The following is a 15,360-nucleotide window of genomic DNA, read 5'->3' on the forward strand; positions in this document are numbered from 1 at the left end:
GCAATGACGACCGAAATCCGCAATACGATCCGTTTCCTTTTGAACCACCGGCCCGTCGAGCTTGCCGATGTATCGCCGGTGCAGACGCTGCTGGACTTTCTGCGCATCGACCGGAGTCTGCGCGGGACGAAAGAAGGCTGCGCGGAAGGCGACTGCGGCGCCTGCACTGTGCTTGTCGGCCGGCTTCTCGACGGCAAGCTCAAATACGAATCCGTCAACGCCTGCATCCGCTTCGTCGCATCGCTTGACGGCTGCCATGTGGTGACGGTCGAAGCGCTTGCGCAGCCGAACGGGCCGCTGCACCCCGTGCAGCAGGCGATGGTCGACACGCACGCCTCGCAATGCGGTTTCTGTACACCCGGTTTCGTGATGTCGCTCTACGGCCTCTGGATGACGAATGCGAAGCCGAGCGTTCAGGAAATCGAGAAGGCGCTGCAGGGCAATCTCTGTCGCTGCACCGGTTATGCGGCGATCATTCGGGCGGCGGAAGCGATTGCATCGGTCGGCGAGCTCGGCAAGGATCCGCTGATCGTGGAACGTGAGGAGATCACGCGGCAACTGGAGGCGCTTCGGGACGGGCGGCGCGTCGAGATCGGAGGCGAAGACGAGCGCGTCGTGCTTCCGGCCTCGCTGGACGATTTCGCTGTGGTTCTTGAGACGAACCCCAAGGCGACGATCGTCGCCGGTTCGACCGATGTCGGGCTCTGGGTCACCAAATTCATGCGCGACATCGCGCCGGTCGTCCATCTCTCGCATCTTGAAGAACTGCGGCGGATCTCCGTCGACGCGAACGGGATCAGCCTTGCCGCCGGCGTAAGCTACACGGAGGCCTATCCGGTCATCGTCCGGCACTTCCCGCAACTTCGCGAGCTCTGGGATCGTATCGGCGGCGAGCAGGTGCGCAATATGGGCACGGTCGGAGGCAATATCGCCAACGGTTCGCCGATCGGCGACACGCCGCCGGCGCTGATCGCACTTGGCGCTTCGGTGATCCTGCGCAAGGGAACACGCCGCCGCACGCTGCCCCTCGAAGCCTTCTTCATCGAATACGGCAAGCAGGATCGCGAACCCGGCGAATTCGTAGAGACTGTCCGGATCCCCTTCCTGGACGAGACCGACCGCTTCGCCGTCTACAAGATCACGAAACGCTTCGATGAAGATATCTCCGCAGTCTGTGGCGCGTTTCGCGTGAAGCTCGACGGTGACGGCAAGGTTGCCGACGTGGCTATCGCCTTTGGCGGCATGGCGGGCACGCCGAAGCGCGCGTCGAACGTGGAGGCCGCACTCAATGGCGCGCAATGGAACGACGCTGCCATCGAGGCTGGCGTAGCGGCCTTCGAGCGGGATTACACGCCGCTCACCGACTGGCGCGCCTCTTCCGAATATCGGATGCTCGTTGCGAGGAATCTTCTGCGGCGCTTCCATCTGGAAACGCAGGAAACGCGCAATATCCGGATCGACCGCACGGTCGCGGTGGCTATGTAGAGAGGGTGGACCCATGAATGTGATGCAGCCCGTCGATCGCGTCCGCGGCGCCGTCCACGACAAGGAACGCCACGAATCCGGTCACAAGCACGTTTCCGGAACCGCAGAATACATTGATGACATTCCCGAGCCCGCCGGCACTCTTCATGGCTATCTGGGGCTCTCGCAGCGCGCGCATGCCGAAATCCTGTCGGTGGATTTCGAGGCCGTGCGTAACAGTCCTGGTGTCGTGGGAGTGCTCACGGCGGAGGACATACCCGGCGAGAACGATATCAGTCCGGCGCACAAGCACGACGATCCGGTCTTCGCGACCGGCAAGGTCGAGTTCCACGGCCAGCCGATCTTCGCGGTCATCGCGACCTCGCGCGAGGCCGCCCGGCGCGCGGCCGCCAAGGTAAAGATCGATTATCGCGATCTGCCGCATGTGACGGATGTTCTCGAAGCCGCGGCTGCGAACTATCCGCTGGTGATCGATCCCCTGAAGCTCGAGCGCGGCGACATCGATGCCGGCTTTGCCAAGGCGACAAACACCGTTTCGGGCGAAATGCGCATCGGTGGCCAGGATCACTTCTATCTCGAAGGCCAGATCTCCTTTGCGATCCCCGGCGAGGATGACGAAGTGACCGTCTTTTCCTCGACCCAGCATCCGAGCGAGACGCAACTCATGGTCGCCCATGTGCTGGGCGTGCCGTCGAATGCAGTGACCGTGAACGTCCGGCGGATGGGCGGCGGTTTCGGCGGCAAGGAGACGCAGGCAAATCTTTTCGCTGCGGTTGCGGCAGTGGCTGCCAGGAAATACCGCCGCGCGGTCAAGGTGCGCCCGGACCGCGACGACGACATGACGGCGACCGGCAAGCGCCACGACTTTCACGTCGATTACAAGGTCGGCTTCGATGACGATGGCCGCATCGAGGCGGTGGACGCGGTCTTCGCCGCCCGCTGCGGCTTCTCGGCCGACCTTTCCGGACCGGTGACCGATCGCGCGCTCTTCCACGCCGACAATTGCTATTTCTACCCGAACGTGCGGCTGCGCTCGCGCCCGCTGAAGACCAACACGGTCTCGAACACCGCGTTCCGGGGTTTCGGCGGACCGCAGGGCATGGTCGGCGGCGAGCGGATAATCGAAGACATCGCCTACGCGCTCGGCAAGGACCCGCTCGAAATCCGCAAGCTCAATTTCTACGGCGGCGAGGGGCGCAACCTGACGCCGTACCACCAGACGGTGGAGGACAACATCATCGGCCGGATCATCGAGGAGCTTGAGGCTTCGTCCGACTATGCGGCCCGGCGGCAGGCGGCCGTCGCATTCAACCGCGAGAGCTCCGTCATCAAGCGCGGCATCGCGCTGACGCCGGTGAAGTTCGGCATCTCCTTCACCAAGACGGAATACAATCAGGCCGGCGCCCTGGTCCATGTCTATACGGATGGCTCAATCCAGCTGAACCACGGCGGCACGGAGATGGGGCAGGGGCTCTACACCAAGGTGGCGCAGGTCGTAGCGGACGAGTTCCAGGTCGATCTCGACCATATAAAGGTGACCGCGACCTCGACCGGCAAGGTGCCGAACACCTCGGCGACGGCCGCTTCGTCCGGCTCGGACCTCAACGGCATGGCAGCCGCCAATGCCTGTCAGCAGATCAAGGAGCGGCTCGTGCGCTTCGCGGCCGAGCACTACGGGGTGAACGAAGCTGATATCGCCTTCGAGCCGAACACGGTCCGGATCGGCGCCGGACGCATCGCCTTTACCGATTTTATCAAGGCGGCTTATGCCGCGCGCGTGCAGCTTTCGGCGGCCGGTTTTTACAAGACCCCGAAGATCCACTGGAGTCGCGCCGAAGGGCGGGGGCGTCCATTCTATTACTTCGCCTACGGAGCCTCCTGCTCCGAGGTCAGCGTCGACACGCTGACCGGTGAGTACCAGGTCGAGCGGACCGATATCATCCACGATGTCGGCAAGTCGCTGAACCCGGCGCTCGACCTCGGCCAGGTCGAAGGCGCCTTCGTGCAGGGCATGGGCTGGCTGACGACGGAGGAACTCTGGTGGGATGCCAAGGGCCGGTTGCGGACACATGCGCCCTCCACCTACAAGATCCCACTCGCCTCCGATCGCCCGCGCGTGTTCAACGTGCGCCTGGCCGAATGGTCCGTCAACCGGGAGGAGACGATCCGGCGCTCGAAGGCGGTCGGGGAACCTCCTTTCATGCTGGGGATTTCGGTTCTGGAGGCGATATCCATGGCAGCGGCGAGCGTCGCGGATTATCGTATTCCGCCGCGCATCGATGCCCCGGCAACGCCGGAGCGCGTGCTGATGGCGGTCGAGCGCCTGCGCGCCCACCGGGACGGGTAGGGACGATCGCGCGGCGAAGATAATGGATGACTGAGATGGCGCGCCGAGAAGACATCCGGGATTTCCTGAGCCGTGAAAGGGCCTGCGTGCTTGTCGAGGTGGCGAGCGCGGCAGGCTCGACGCCGCGCGATACCGATGCCTGGATGCTCGTTTCAAAAGACCGCACCTTCGCCACGATCGGCGGCGGACAGCTGGAATTCATGGCGATCGACCACGCGCGGAAACTCGTTCAGGGGGCGAATGCGGATCTTCGACTGGCGATCCCCCTCGGCCCGGAGATCGGCCAATGCTGCGGCGGCCACGTCGCGCTTTCCTTCAAAAAGGTCGATGCGGACACGCGTGCGACACTCATCGAGCGCAGCGACGATGAGATCGCGCATCGGCCGCATGTCTATATCTTCGGCGCCGGGCACGTCGGCAACGCGCTCGCCATGGCGCTGTCGCACGTGCCGCTCAGGACCGTTCTCGTCGACACCCGCGAACATGAGCTCTCGGCCGCCGACGTACCGGGTATCGAGACCTGCCTGACCGCAATGCCCGAAGCCGTCGTGCGCGACGCGCCGCCGGGCAGCGCCTTCGTCGTCCTCACCCACGATCACGCACTCGACTTCCTGATCGCGACTGAGGCGCTCGGGCGCGAAGACGCCAGTTACGTCGGCATGATCGGTTCGAAGACGAAGCGCGCGACTTTCAAGAACTGGCTGTCGCGAGAGGTCAATCGTCCTGAGCTTTTCGAGAGGCTGGTTTGCCCGATCGGTGGTACGGTGGTGAAGGACAAGCGGCCGCCGGTGATCGCAGCCCTTGCCGCGGCCGAGATAATGACCGCGGCGCTGAACCGCCATCTGCAGCCTCGCGCGCTCACCCCGAAGAGCCAGAGATCGATCAAGGCATAGGCCGGTTGTCGCCCTTTCGCGGACGGATCACGCAGTCTGTCACGCGATCGGCCTCGTTCAGCTCGGCGGCGTGGCGCTGACCCCACTCGCAGAGTGCCAGCAGGACTGGCTCGAGGCTGAGGCCGAGCGTCGTCGCAGAATATTCGACGCGCGGCGGTATCTCGCGGAAAATCTCCCTGTGTACGAGGCCATGCTCCTCCATTTCGCGGAGCTGCTGGATCAGCACTTTCTGGCTGACGGCGGGTATCAGCCTTCGCAACTCGGAAAGCCGCTTCGGCCTATCGAACAGATGGTAGAGGATGATGGCTTTCCAGCGTCCGGAGATCACCTTGAGTGCGCGCTCGGAGGGCAGCACCGGCAATTTCTTTATGATGTCGGCCATGGTTACCCATCGGTCAGTATGGAACGAAAGAGTGTGTAGATGCCGTCCGAAGACTACCCCTAAATAGCCGCGCAAACCAATAGTTTCGAGGTAAGTTCTTATGAAGGCCATTGAATTTCGCCGCTTCGGGGCGCCAGACGTGCTCCGAAGCGTCGATGTCCCTACACCGAGCCCGGGCAGAGGCGAGGCGCTCGTCCGCGTGGGTGCCGTTGGCGTCAACTATTTCGAGGTTCTGATGCGGCAGGACCGCTACGCGGTCACGCCCGAACTGCCGATGATCCCGGGTGTGGAGGTCGCCGGCGTCGTCGCAGCGGTCGGAGAGGATCTTCCTCAAGATCTCGTCGGCAGTCGTGTCGCGGCCCCGATGTTCGCTCATGGGCGGGGTACCGGCGGATATGCCGAATATGTGGCGGTCGAGGCCGCGATGCTGGTGCCGATCCCGGACGGACTTTCCTTCGAAGCGGCTGTTGCCATGATGGTACAGGGCCTCACGGCTCTTTATCTCGTCCGGCAAAGCGCGCTGCAGAACAAAACGCTGCTGATCAGCGCTGCGGCAGGCGGTGTAGGTTCACTGCTCGTGCAATTGGCAAGGAAAGGCGGTGCGCGGACGATCGTTGCCGTTGCGAGTTCGGAGGAAAAGCTCGACTTCGCCCGTTCGATCGGTGCTCACGTCGGCATCAACTATGCGGCCCCTGATTGGACGGCAACGCTCAGGAGGGCTTTGAACGGTGGCGGGGTCGACATTCTCTACGATTTCGTCGGCGGCGAATTTACCGACGCTGCGATCGATCTGCTGGCACCGGCGGGAGAGCTGGTTTTCGGTGCCCTCGGCAGGTTTGCGTTGAGCGCGCGGCAAGCAGAATCGATGTTCGCACTGAACCAATCCCTGCGCGGCTTCGCCTTACTGCCGCTCTTGAACCTCGCCGGATTGAAGGCGGATCTCACCGAGCTTTTCAACCAGGCGCAAGAGGGCGCATTGACGGTCGCGATCGACAGCCGCTTTTCGCTGGATCGGGCAGCGGACGCACACCGGGCGATCGAGAGCCGCCGAACGATCGGTAAGGTCGTGCTTGTGCCTTGAGGGCGCTGCTCAAGCGCTTGAACGCTCCTGCACCTCATGAGGCTCGGCAAGCATCTTGCCGATCAGCCGCTGACAGCGCTCGGCCATGAAGTCGATCATCAGCCGGACCTTCGGATCCTGGAAGCGCTTGTGCGGGTAGATCGCCGCAAGCTGGGCGCCGAGCGGCGGCGTCTCCTCGAGCACCGGGACAAGCAAGCCCTCGTCGATATGCTGTTTCACCTCGAAGAGCGGCTTGTTGACGATGCCGCGTCCGTCAAGCGCCCACTGGGTGAGCACGTCGCCATCATCCGAATCATAGGGACCGCCGACCTCGAACTTGCGAACGCCGTCCGGTGTCTGCAAGGTCCAGTAATACTCCTTCGACCCGGGATAGCGCAGCAGAAGACAGTCGTGGCTGTGGCTTAGGAGGTCGTCCGGCGACGAGGGGATGCCGCGCCTTTCGAAATAGCGCGGCGACCCGCAGAGCACGCGGTCGCAGTTCATGATGCCGCGCATCCGCAGGTTCGAATCTTCGAGTATGCCGAGCTTGAAGGCGATGTCCACGCCCTCGGCAAGGATGTCGACATTATGATCGGAGAGGCGCAACCGCACCTCGATATCCGGGTAGCGGTCGTGAAACTCCGGTATGCCGGGCGCGATCAGTCGCCGGCCGATGCCGAGCGGGGCGGTGATCTTCAGCGCTCCCTTCGGATTTCTTGATAGATCGGCAATGGCGCTCTCCGCCTCGTTCACCGCTTCGAGGATCTTTACCGCGCCTTCGTAGAAGACTCGTCCGTGCTCGGTCGGCGTCAGTTTTCTGGTGGTGCGGTTGAACAGGCGCACGCCCATATGCCGCTCCAACTCCTTGATTCTGTTGCTGGCAACCGCCGGCGTGACGCGCTGATCGCGGCCCGCTGCCGACAGCGTTCCAAGTTCCACGACGCGCACGAACACACGCACATTATCGAGATAGGACATACTTCCGCCTCTGCTCTTCCGGCGCGAACGTAGCGCTCCGGCCCCTCTTCGATTTTATAGTTTTTTTTGAAAGAGTTGGTGCGATGGCGCCGTTCCCGCCTCCCCAAGCAATGACACATAATGAGCGCGAGAGAAATGGGGAGAACTCAATGTACGAGTATGCCATCGCCTGGGATTGGCTGACATTTGCGGTGAGATGGCTGCATGTCATCACCGGCATAGCCTGGATCGGCTCATCCTTCTACTTCGTCGCGCTCGACCTGGGGCTGAAGCAGCGTCCGGGCATGCCGGTCGGCGCCTACGGCGAAGAGTGGCAGGTGCATGGCGGCGGCTTCTATCACATCCAGAAGTATCTGGTTGCGCCGGAAAACATGCCGGAGCACCTGATCTGGTTCAAGTGGGAGTCCTACGTCACCTGGCTCTCCGGTTTCGGCATGCTTGCGCTCGTCTACTATGCCGGCGCGGACCTCTACCTCATCGATCCGAACGTGCTCGATGTCTCGAAGCCGATGGCCATCGCCATCTCGCTGGCTTCGCTCGGCTTCGGCTGGCTTGCCTATGACACGATCTGCCGTTCGCCGTTCGGCAACGACAATACGCGGCTGATGGTGCTGCTCTATTTCATCCTCGTTGCCGTCGCTTGGGGTTACACCCAGCTCTTCACGGGCCGGGCGGCCTATCTCCATCTCGGCGCCTTCACGGCGACCATCATGTCGGCCAACGTGTTCTTCATCATCATCCCGAACCAGAAGAAAGTCGTTGCCGACCTGATCGCAGGCCGTACGCCCGATCCTGCGCTCGGAAAACAGGCGAAGCAGCGTTCGACGCACAACAACTATCTGACGCTGCCCGTGCTGTTCCTGATGCTTTCGAACCATTATCCGCTCGCCTTCGGCACGCAGTATAACTGGGTCATCGCCTCGCTGGTCTTCCTCATGGGGGTCACGATCCGTCACTGGTTCAACACCCGCCACGCCAACAAGGGCAGCCCGACCTGGACATGGCTTGCGACGGTGCTTCTGTTCATCGCCATCATGTGGCTCTCCACCGTGCCCAAGGTCCTCTCCGAAGGCGGAGAGGCCAGGGCTTCGACGGCCGTCGAGGCCGTCGTCGCGTCGCCGGACTTTTCCAAAGTGCGCGATACCGTGCTTGGCCGCTGTTCCATGTGCCATGCGCGCGAGCCCGGATGGGAAGGCATAATCGTGCCGCCGAAGGGCGTCGTTCTCGAAGCCGACCGCGACATCGTCGCGCATGCCCGCGAAATCTACCTGCAGGCGGGGCGATCGCATGCCATGCCGCCTGCCAACGTCACCGGCATCACCGAGGAGGAACGCCAGCTTATCGCCTCCTGGTACGAGACGACCGTAAAGGAAGGAAAGGTCCAATGAACGATCTCTTGATCCGCGGCCGCGTGCTGACTTTCGTCAAGGAACCCGAGAGCATCGACGATGCCAGCTCCTACCGCTACTTCGAGGACGGCGCCGTTTTCGTGAGGAACGGCAAGATCGAGGGCCTCGGCCCTTACGGCGACATAGCGAGGCAGGCGGGGCCCGGCGTAGAGGTCGCCGATCATCGGCCGCACCTCGTACTGCCCGGTTTCATCGATACGCACCTGCATTTCCCGCAGACACAGGCTATCGCCTCCTACGGTGCGCAGCTCCTCGAATGGCTGAACACCTATATCTTCGTCGAGGAGCAGAAGTTCAAGTCGCCCAAGCACGCCGCCTTCATCGCGGGCCGCTTCATGGACGAACTCCTCTCCAACGGCACGACCACCGCAGTTGCCTATTGTTCTGTGCATCCGGAAAGCGTCGATGCCTTCTTCACCGCGGCCGAAGAGCGAAACATGCTGATGATCGGCGGCAAGGTGATGATGGACCGCAACGCGCCGGACGCGCTGCAAGACACGCCGGAAAAGGGCTATGACGAGACGAAGGCGCTCATCGCCAGGTGGCACGGCCGCGGCCGCGCGCATTATGCGATCAGCCCGCGGTTCGCGATCACTTCGACGCCGGAGCAGATGGAGGTGAGCCGCGTGCTCGCTGCCGAGCATCCGGATTGCTACGTTCAGACCCACCTGTCCGAAAACCGGGACGAGATCGCTTTCGCCACCTCGCTCTTTCCGGAAGCGAAGGACTATACCGACATTTATGCGCGCTACGAGCTGCTCGGCCGCAAGACTCTGCTCGGCCATTGCATCCATCTGAGCGACCGCGAGATTTCGGTCCTCGCAGAGACCGGAGCGGTCGGCGTCTTCTGTCCGACCTCGAACCTGTTCCTCGGCAGCGGGCTCTTCGATCGCGACCGTTTCGACAGGCTCGGCGCACGCCATGCGGTTGCGACCGACGTCGGCGGCGGGACGAGTTTCTCGATGCTGGAAACGATGGACGAAGCCTATAAGGTGCTGCACCTGCAGGGCCAGCGGCTCTCGCCGCTCAATTCCTTCTACATGTTGACGCTCGGCAATGCGCGCGCGCTCGATCTCGAACACCGGATCGGCTCACTGCATGCCGGCGCGGATGCGGACATCGTCGTCCTCGACAGCCGCGCCAAGCCGGCCATGGAGCTCAGGATGCAGGTTGCCTCGACGCTTGCCGAAGAGCTCTTCATTTTGCAGACCATGGGCGACGACCGCTCGGTGGCCGAGGTGTATGTGGCGGGCAGGCAGATGAAGTGCGGACGGCGGGAGATGAAGACCGAGGCCGTGAGGGCACTGGCGACGGCATAGCTGAAAGTACGATCAAAGGAAGCGTGCAGCGGGCCCGCATCCGCCTGCCGGCAGTTCGCCCCATTTAGATAGTGAGCTTCGCGAGGGACGGGGAAGGTGCCGCGAACCCCTTCGCCCCCGCCTGTGGGGAGCAGGTGCCGGCAGGCGGGTGAAGGGCCTTCGCCGACGGCGGGGACCGCAACAGGCAACTACCGCCCGTTGATCGCAATGCGTTTGGCTTTCGACTGGGCCTGCTCGGTCTTCGGCAGGGTCACCGTCAGGACGCCATTGCGGAAGGTCGCATTCACCTTGCTTTCATCCACCTCGTATCCGAGCGGAATGCGCCGTTCGAAGCGACCGTAATATCGCTCAGAGAACTGGTTTTCCTCGTCCTCGGTCTCTGCCCGTTTTTCGCCTCGCAGCGACAGCACGCCCTCGGACAAGGACAGTTCGACATCCTTTTCCTCGAGACCCGGCAGTTCAGCGGTCACCTTGATTTCCTTATCCCGGTCGGAGACCTCCACGCTCGGCCAGCCGCCTGCAAAACCCGTAAGGCCGCTGAAGGGCAGGCGGGTTTCGAAGCTGCGGAAGGCGTCGTCGAACAGGCGGTTCATTTCCCTGTGGAGCGCCAGGAAGGGATTTCGGTCGTTGTCGCGATAGGAAGCCGGCACCTGGCCCTGCGCGCGGCCCCATGGGATGAGATCACGTACATTCATCGGTCCGTTCCTTTCTTTGCATTGGGAGCGGGGTGTGGGGTCTTGCGGCCTCTCCCGCTCCCATTCCGGAACCGAAGCGTCAGCGTCCGCCGGCGCTTCGGTGCGATTGGCATGCGCAGCTACGCTGCGTGTTTCTCGCCTTCGATCTGTTTCGAGGCCTCGCCGGCCGGCAATGCCTCTGCCTGATGTATCTCTATCCGACGCGGCTTCATCTGCTCGGGAAGCTCACGGACGAGGTCGATCTTGAGCAGGCCGTTGGCGAGGTTGGCGCCGGTGACGCTGACAAAGTCGGCGAGCTGGAAGCGACGCTCGAAGTTGCGTGCGGCAATACCGCGGTAGAGATATTCGGTGTCGTCTTCTCCGGTTTTCGCGCCGGTAACGGTCAGCATCTGCTGCTCGTGCGTGATGGTGATCTCGTCCGGGGCGAAGCCCGCTACCGACATTGCGATCCGGTACTGGTTCTCACCGACCCGCATGATGTCGTAGGGCGGCCAGTTGTCGTTAGGCGCCAGGCGACTTGCGGAATCCAAGAGGTCGAACAGATGTTCGAAGCCAACGCTGGAGCGCGACAGCGGCGAGAAATCGAAGCTTGTTCTCATAGCCATATCCTCCTTGAGCAACATGGACGATGAGGAGCGCCGAAGAGAACGGAGCTCCTCGACTGCGAGCCCCTTACAGGCGGCTCTCGCACCCGATTTAGTCATTCGAAGCCGGGTTTCAAGGGTCTCCGGGCATCGATTTTCGTCCGTTGCTCCGGGCCGGCGGTGGCCGCAAAAACCGGCCGTTCGAACGAGGGCTCAAGCCGCTGATCGAGGTTCTTGAATTTACCTTTTCCGCTCCAATATCTGGTGAGCGCGATACGTTTTCGAGACGCGCAGAGATCAATATGGCACCTCGCAGCGCTGCCTGGTTCGTTCGACCCGTGAGAGTGCAGCGGGCGTGCAGTTCATTGACGGCAGAGGAAAGGAGGAAAAATGCTTCTCAATGAGATCCCCTGGACGATCCCCCTCACCGTGCGCCTTTCCAACGGTCTGACGCACACTTTTGCCTCCGTTTACGAGGCCCTCGACTTCCTGGAAAACGAGTGGCCGCTCAGGAAGGGCGAGCGCTACGAACGGGCGGTGCGGACCTGTCGGCGGGCGTTGAACCGGATGACGCCGGCGGCAGTGGCGCGGGAAGCCTTCATCGCCGCTTGCCTTGAAGCGGGCATGCCGCTCGTCATGGCACCGCCGGCCCGCGAGCCGCAGGGCGATAGCGTCAAGGCTGCGCAAACGGCGTAAAGGAGGCGGATCAGGTCATCATGCACAGACCCCGGCATGCGCGCCGCGGCGCCGTCTTCATTTCGGCGACGCGAAAACGTCTGTTGAGACGACGAAATGGCCTCCGGGCGGGGGCCGGACGATGATCTGCTACCAGATACGCGCGACGCCGGCAAATGCTGCGGCTACACGCGCGAGCCATTGCGTGTGATCGCTGACCGAGCGCGCAGTTGGGAGGGGGCGTTTCCCGATGTGGAAGCCGTGCTCGACGAGGCCTATCACTCGTCGAGCGCATGCTTGCACGCTCCGTTCTTGAAATCGACCGTGTAAAGTAATACCTTAATTAGAGCATTCCTTACCGAGGTAGATGATGAGCGCGACAGTGACGACAAAAGGTCAGGTGACCATCCCGAAGCCGGTGCGGGACTTCCTTGGCATCGTGCCGGGTACACGGGTGGATTTTCTGCGTGCCGCAGACGGCACCGTGGTTTTGACGCGGGCGGATGAGAAGCGGCCTGCGAGCCGCTTCAGCAAGTTGCGCGGCCATTCCGGGGAGGGTTTGAGCACCGATGCCATCATGGCGCTGACGCGCGGTGACGAGTGACGTTCGTCGATACGAACGTCCTGCTCGATGTGGTGACCGACGATCCGACCTGGGCGGATTGGTCGATCGGGCAACTCGAAGCCGCGGCGCTGCGCGGGCCGCTTCTGATCAATGATGTCGTCTATGCCGAACTTGCGGTGCGCTACGAGCAGATCGAGCGACTGGATGCGTTTTTGTCGGAAGCCGGGATCGATATCGCCGCCATGCCGCGGCCGGCGCTTTTTCTGGCTGGCAAGGTGTTTCTGAAATATCGCAAGGCAGGTGGACAGCGCACTGGCGTCCTGCCGGATTTCTTCATCGGCGCGCATGCCGCCGTCGACCGGTTGGATCTGTTGACGAGGGATACGGGGCGGTATCGGAGGCATTTCCCGACTGTAACGTTGATTACGCCGGACCGATAAGTCGCTTAATCGCGGGGATGCGCCGGAAGTGGGCTCTAGCAGCAACAGATCCCCTGGACGATCCCTCTCACCGTGCGCTTTTCCAACGTTCTGACGCACACTTTTGCCTCCGTTTACGAGGCCCTCGACTTCCTGGAAAACGAGTGGCCGCTCAGGAAGGGTGAGCGCTACGAACGGGCGGTGCGGACCTGTCGGCGGGCGTTGAACCGGATGGCGCCGGCGGCAGTGGCGCGGGAAGCCTTCATCGCCGCTTGCATTGAAGCAGGCATGCCGCTCGTCATGGCATCGCCGTCCCGCGAGCCGCAAGGCGATAGCGTCAAGGCTGCGCAAAGGGCGTAAAGGAGGCGGACCGGCGGTCGCCTGGAGGGTCCGTTCGTTTCACTGGACGAAGACGCGTACGCTGGCGGCACGCCCCAGCGCATCGATGACCGTGAGTGTCGAGTAGCCGCCGCCATCCGGCAGCCACTGGCTGACGCGCCGTCGGGTCACGTCGGGTAGCGGGCGGCCGTTGGCAAGCCAGCGAAAGGGCGCCCGGCCGCCCTGGAGCTTCAGCGTCAAGGGCGTGATCTCGCCGTCCCCATGCGCGCCAAGCTCGACGCGGGCGCCTTCCGGCGGGAACACGATCTGCGGCGCCGCTTCACGGGCCGAGGCCGAAAGCAGCCCGTTCGCCGTGACCGAGAAGCGCCGCTGGCTGATCGGCAGATCGGCCTGAACAAGCCGGACGGCGCCCGCGGGCGGGCCGGGCAGGGGTGTTATCGCGATCCCCGCCTTGGCAAATCCTTCGAAGAGAATCGGCGCCGCCGCACCGTAACCGGTCAGGCCGGGGACGGCGCCATTGTCGGCCCGGCCGACCCAGACACCGAGCACATAGCGGCCGTCGAAGCCTACGGACCAGGCATCGCGATAGCCGTAGCTGGTGCCGGTCTTATAGGCGATGCCGTGCCGGCGGCTTCCCGCCGGTGGCAGCACGTCGGAGAGTATGTCGGCGACATGCCAGGCGGCGACCGTCGACAGGAGCGGTTCGCCGTCGGTGGGACCGGGCACGCCTTCGATGCCGTCGCCGAGGCGCACCGGCCAGCCCTGGTTCGCCAGGCCCGCATAGAGCTGCACGAGCTCGCGAAGCGTGATGCCGACGCCGCCGAGGCCGATCGCAAGCCCCGGCGCCTCGTGCGGCGGCAATTTCGGCCTGACGTCGGCGCGCCGGAAGCGCACCATCAGGCGCGACGGACCGATGGCATCGAGCAGGCGGATCGCCGGCACGTTCAGGGACAGTTGCAGCGCCTCGCGCACGCTGACGTCGCCCTGATAACTCATGTCGAAATTGCGCGGCCGGTAGCCGAAGAAGTCCGCCGGCCGGTCTTCGATGATCGTCTCCTGGCTGACGAGACCCTCCTCGAAGGCAAGACCGTAGATGAAGGGTTTCAGCGTCGATCCGGGGGAGCGGGTGATCCGCGTCATGTCGATCCAGCCCGAGCGGCTTGCGTCGAAATAGTCGGCCGAGCCAACTTCGCCGACGATCTCGCCGGTCCTGATATCGGCCATGACCATGGCGACCGACACTTTGGGACCGAGCCTTGCAGCACCTTCGCGGGCGACGCCTTCGAGGCCCCGTTGGATATTGCGGTTAAGCGTTGTCGGATGCCGGCGCCCCGCCGGATCCTTCCGTCGTGCCGCCTCGGCAAGATGGGCAGCATGGGCGGGAAGCTGCAGCCGGCGCGTCGGTATGGCGGTCATCGCCGCCCGCTCCGCTTCGCCTTCGCCGATGACCCTGGCGACAGCGGCGCGCGCGAGCACGCGTTTGCGGGCTGCTTCGGCGGCGGCAAGATTGCGGTCGGGCCGGCGCCTTTCCGGCAGTTGCGGCAGCGCGACGAGCAGTGCAGCCTCTCCAGCCGAGAGGCGGCGCGGCTCCTTGCCGAACCAGGCGAGGCTTGCCGCGCGCACGCCCTCGAGATTGCCGCCATAGGGCGCATGGGTCAGATAAAGATCGAGAATCTCGTCCTTGCCGAGGCGCCGTTCGATCTGGATGGCGCGCGCCACCTGCCGAAGCTTCGCCGCCAGCGTGCGTCTCTCCCGCGGCTCGATAAGCCGCGCCACCTGCATGGAGAGCGTGGAAGCGCCGGAAACGACATGGCCGCTGGTGATGAACTGCAGCGCGGCACGAGCGAGCGCCAACGGATCGACCCCGTGATGTTCGCGAAAGCGCTGGTCCTCATAGGCGATCAGCATTGCGATGAAGCGCGGGTCGACATCCTGCGCGGTCGTCTTCAGCCGCCACAGGCCATCCTTGGTCGCGAAGGCGCGCAGGAGCTGGCCGTCTCTGTCGAGAACTTCGGCCGAGACCGTTTCGGCCTCGGAGAGCGGCGGCGGAAAGGCCCTGTCGGCCCATTCGAGGGTGAAGACTGCGAGAGCGGACAGGATCAGGACGAGGGATATGGCGACGATCGCCCGGCCGCGTCTGGATGGGTCGCGTGGGGTTGCTGCCACAATGCCTTTGCGGTTCGACTTTCGCCGAGAGAACATCATCCTGC

Annotated in this window: 15 protein-coding genes; 10 read left to right on the plus strand and 5 right to left on the minus strand. The window is 63.4% G+C overall.

Going from position 1 to position 15,360, the window contains the following annotated elements:
* Positions 1–3: 3 nt before the first annotated feature.
* Genes xdhA through xdhC form a run of 3 tightly spaced genes read left to right on the plus strand, consistent with a single transcriptional unit; the run spans position 4 to position 4,725 of the window.
* Positions 4–1,485 carry a xanthine dehydrogenase small subunit gene (gene xdhA / locus BHD07_RS27540; RefSeq protein WP_275599031.1) on the plus strand — a complete coding sequence of 494 codons (1,482 nt, stop codon included), beginning with the start codon at positions 4–6 and terminating at the stop codon, positions 1,483–1,485.
* A gap of 13 nt (positions 1,486–1,498) precedes the next feature.
* Complete coding sequence (xdhB, locus tag BHD07_RS27545) at positions 1,499–3,832, plus strand: xanthine dehydrogenase molybdopterin binding subunit (protein WP_338283888.1); 2,334 nt, start codon at positions 1,499–1,501, stop codon at positions 3,830–3,832.
* 35 nt (positions 3,833–3,867) lie between these two features.
* Positions 3,868–4,725, plus strand: a complete 858-nt coding sequence (xdhC, locus tag BHD07_RS27550; RefSeq protein ID WP_338283889.1) for a xanthine dehydrogenase accessory protein XdhC — start codon at positions 3,868–3,870, stop codon at positions 4,723–4,725.
* Here the strand turns inward: xdhC and BHD07_RS27555 are convergent.
* A complete protein-coding gene (locus BHD07_RS27555; protein ID WP_338283890.1) occupies positions 4,715–5,107 on the minus strand; it encodes a winged helix-turn-helix transcriptional regulator in 393 nt (130 codons plus the stop codon). The two genes, xdhC and BHD07_RS27555, sit on opposite strands and share 11 nt — an antisense overlap.
* Before the next feature lie 100 nt (positions 5,108–5,207).
* Here BHD07_RS27555 and BHD07_RS27560 point away from each other — a divergent pair, with 100 nt between their 5' ends.
* Entirely contained in the window at positions 5,208–6,188 is a 981-nt protein-coding gene (locus tag BHD07_RS27560) for a quinone oxidoreductase family protein (protein WP_338283891.1), read from the plus strand.
* A gap of 9 nt (positions 6,189–6,197) precedes the next feature.
* Here the strand turns inward: BHD07_RS27560 and BHD07_RS27565 are convergent, their stop codons facing one another.
* Positions 6,198–7,145: a LysR family transcriptional regulator gene (locus BHD07_RS27565; RefSeq protein ID WP_100670432.1), complete on the minus strand. Its 948-nt coding sequence runs from the start codon at positions 7,143–7,145 to the stop codon at positions 6,198–6,200.
* A gap of 149 nt (positions 7,146–7,294) precedes the next feature.
* Between BHD07_RS27565 and BHD07_RS27570 the strand changes: the two genes are divergently transcribed.
* Both BHD07_RS27570 and guaD read left to right on the plus strand, forming a co-directional pair.
* Positions 7,295–8,533, plus strand: coding sequence for a urate hydroxylase PuuD (locus BHD07_RS27570; RefSeq protein ID WP_338283892.1), 1,239 nt, complete (start codon positions 7,295–7,297; stop codon positions 8,531–8,533).
* Positions 8,530–9,873, plus strand: a complete 1,344-nt coding sequence (gene guaD, locus BHD07_RS27575) for a guanine deaminase (RefSeq protein WP_338283893.1) — start codon at positions 8,530–8,532, stop codon at positions 9,871–9,873. Before BHD07_RS27570 ends, guaD begins: the two co-directional genes overlap by 4 nt.
* A gap of 188 nt (positions 9,874–10,061) precedes the next feature.
* Here guaD and BHD07_RS27580 read toward each other — a convergent pair whose 3' ends face one another.
* Positions 10,062–10,568, minus strand: coding sequence for an Hsp20/alpha crystallin family protein (locus BHD07_RS27580; protein ID WP_338283894.1), 507 nt, complete (start codon positions 10,566–10,568; stop codon positions 10,062–10,064).
* Between the two features lie 119 nt (positions 10,569–10,687).
* Positions 10,688–11,167 carry an Hsp20 family protein gene (locus tag BHD07_RS27585; RefSeq protein ID WP_275599763.1) on the minus strand — a complete coding sequence of 160 codons (480 nt, stop codon included), beginning with the start codon at positions 11,165–11,167 and terminating at the stop codon, positions 10,688–10,690.
* A gap of 375 nt (positions 11,168–11,542) precedes the next feature.
* Here BHD07_RS27585 and BHD07_RS27590 point away from each other — a divergent pair, with 375 nt between their 5' ends.
* The 4 genes from BHD07_RS27590 to BHD07_RS27605 all read left to right on the plus strand — a co-directional run bounded on the left by BHD07_RS27590 (position 11,543) and on the right by BHD07_RS27605 (position 13,171).
* A complete protein-coding gene (locus BHD07_RS27590) occupies positions 11,543–11,848 on the plus strand; it encodes a DUF982 domain-containing protein (RefSeq protein ID WP_018097049.1) in 306 nt (101 codons plus the stop codon).
* Positions 11,849–12,197: 349 nt separating this feature from the next.
* Positions 12,198–12,431 (plus strand): AbrB/MazE/SpoVT family DNA-binding domain-containing protein, encoded by a 234-nt coding sequence (locus tag BHD07_RS27595; RefSeq protein ID WP_100670420.1) that lies wholly within the window; start codon positions 12,198–12,200, stop codon positions 12,429–12,431.
* Positions 12,428–12,832, plus strand: coding sequence for a type II toxin-antitoxin system VapC family toxin (locus BHD07_RS27600; RefSeq protein ID WP_100670418.1), 405 nt, complete (start codon positions 12,428–12,430; stop codon positions 12,830–12,832). The genes BHD07_RS27595 and BHD07_RS27600 overlap by 4 nt, the downstream gene beginning before the upstream one ends.
* Positions 12,833–12,904: 72 nt before the next feature.
* Complete coding sequence (locus tag BHD07_RS27605) at positions 12,905–13,171, plus strand: DUF982 domain-containing protein (RefSeq protein WP_445190504.1); 267 nt, start codon at positions 12,905–12,907, stop codon at positions 13,169–13,171.
* A 39-nt stretch (positions 13,172–13,210) separates the two neighbouring features.
* On the opposite strand, the gene pbpC is transcribed toward BHD07_RS27605, so the two are convergent.
* Positions 13,211–15,355 (minus strand): penicillin-binding protein 1C, encoded by a 2,145-nt coding sequence (gene pbpC / locus BHD07_RS27610; RefSeq protein WP_338283895.1) that lies wholly within the window; start codon positions 15,353–15,355, stop codon positions 13,211–13,213.
* Between the last annotated feature and the right edge of the window lie 5 nt (positions 15,356–15,360).

It is taken from the genome of Sinorhizobium sp. KGO-5 (assembly GCF_036245905.1).
Classification (GTDB): Bacteria; Pseudomonadota; Alphaproteobacteria; order Rhizobiales; family Rhizobiaceae; genus Sinorhizobium; species Sinorhizobium meliloti_A.

Excerpts from the sequence above, each read along its gene's own strand:
- xdhA (WP_275599031.1), top strand. The coding sequence starts at position 4 with ATGACGACCGAAATCCGCAATACGATCCGTTTCCTTTTGAACCACCGG.
- xdhB (WP_338283888.1), top strand. The coding sequence starts at position 1,499 with ATGAATGTGATGCAGCCCGTCGATCGCGTCCGCGGCGCCGTCCACGAC.
- xdhC (WP_338283889.1), top strand. The coding sequence starts at position 3,868 with ATGGCGCGCCGAGAAGACATCCGGGATTTCCTGAGCCGTGAAAGGGCC.
- BHD07_RS27555 (WP_338283890.1), bottom strand. The coding sequence starts at position 5,107 with ATGGCCGACATCATAAAGAAATTGCCGGTGCTGCCCTCCGAGCGCGCA.
- BHD07_RS27560 (WP_338283891.1), top strand. The coding sequence starts at position 5,208 with ATGAAGGCCATTGAATTTCGCCGCTTCGGGGCGCCAGACGTGCTCCGA.
- BHD07_RS27565 (WP_100670432.1), bottom strand. The coding sequence starts at position 7,145 with ATGTCCTATCTCGATAATGTGCGTGTGTTCGTGCGCGTCGTGGAACTT.
- BHD07_RS27570 (WP_338283892.1), top strand. The coding sequence starts at position 7,295 with ATGTACGAGTATGCCATCGCCTGGGATTGGCTGACATTTGCGGTGAGA.
- guaD (WP_338283893.1), top strand. The coding sequence starts at position 8,530 with ATGAACGATCTCTTGATCCGCGGCCGCGTGCTGACTTTCGTCAAGGAA.
- BHD07_RS27580 (WP_338283894.1), bottom strand. The coding sequence starts at position 10,568 with ATGAATGTACGTGATCTCATCCCATGGGGCCGCGCGCAGGGCCAGGTG.
- BHD07_RS27585 (WP_275599763.1), bottom strand. The coding sequence starts at position 11,167 with ATGAGAACAAGCTTCGATTTCTCGCCGCTGTCGCGCTCCAGCGTTGGC.
- BHD07_RS27590 (WP_018097049.1), top strand. The coding sequence starts at position 11,543 with ATGCTTCTCAATGAGATCCCCTGGACGATCCCCCTCACCGTGCGCCTT.
- BHD07_RS27595 (WP_100670420.1), top strand. The coding sequence starts at position 12,198 with ATGAGCGCGACAGTGACGACAAAAGGTCAGGTGACCATCCCGAAGCCG.
- pbpC (WP_338283895.1), bottom strand. The coding sequence starts at position 15,355 with ATGATGTTCTCTCGGCGAAAGTCGAACCGCAAAGGCATTGTGGCAGCA.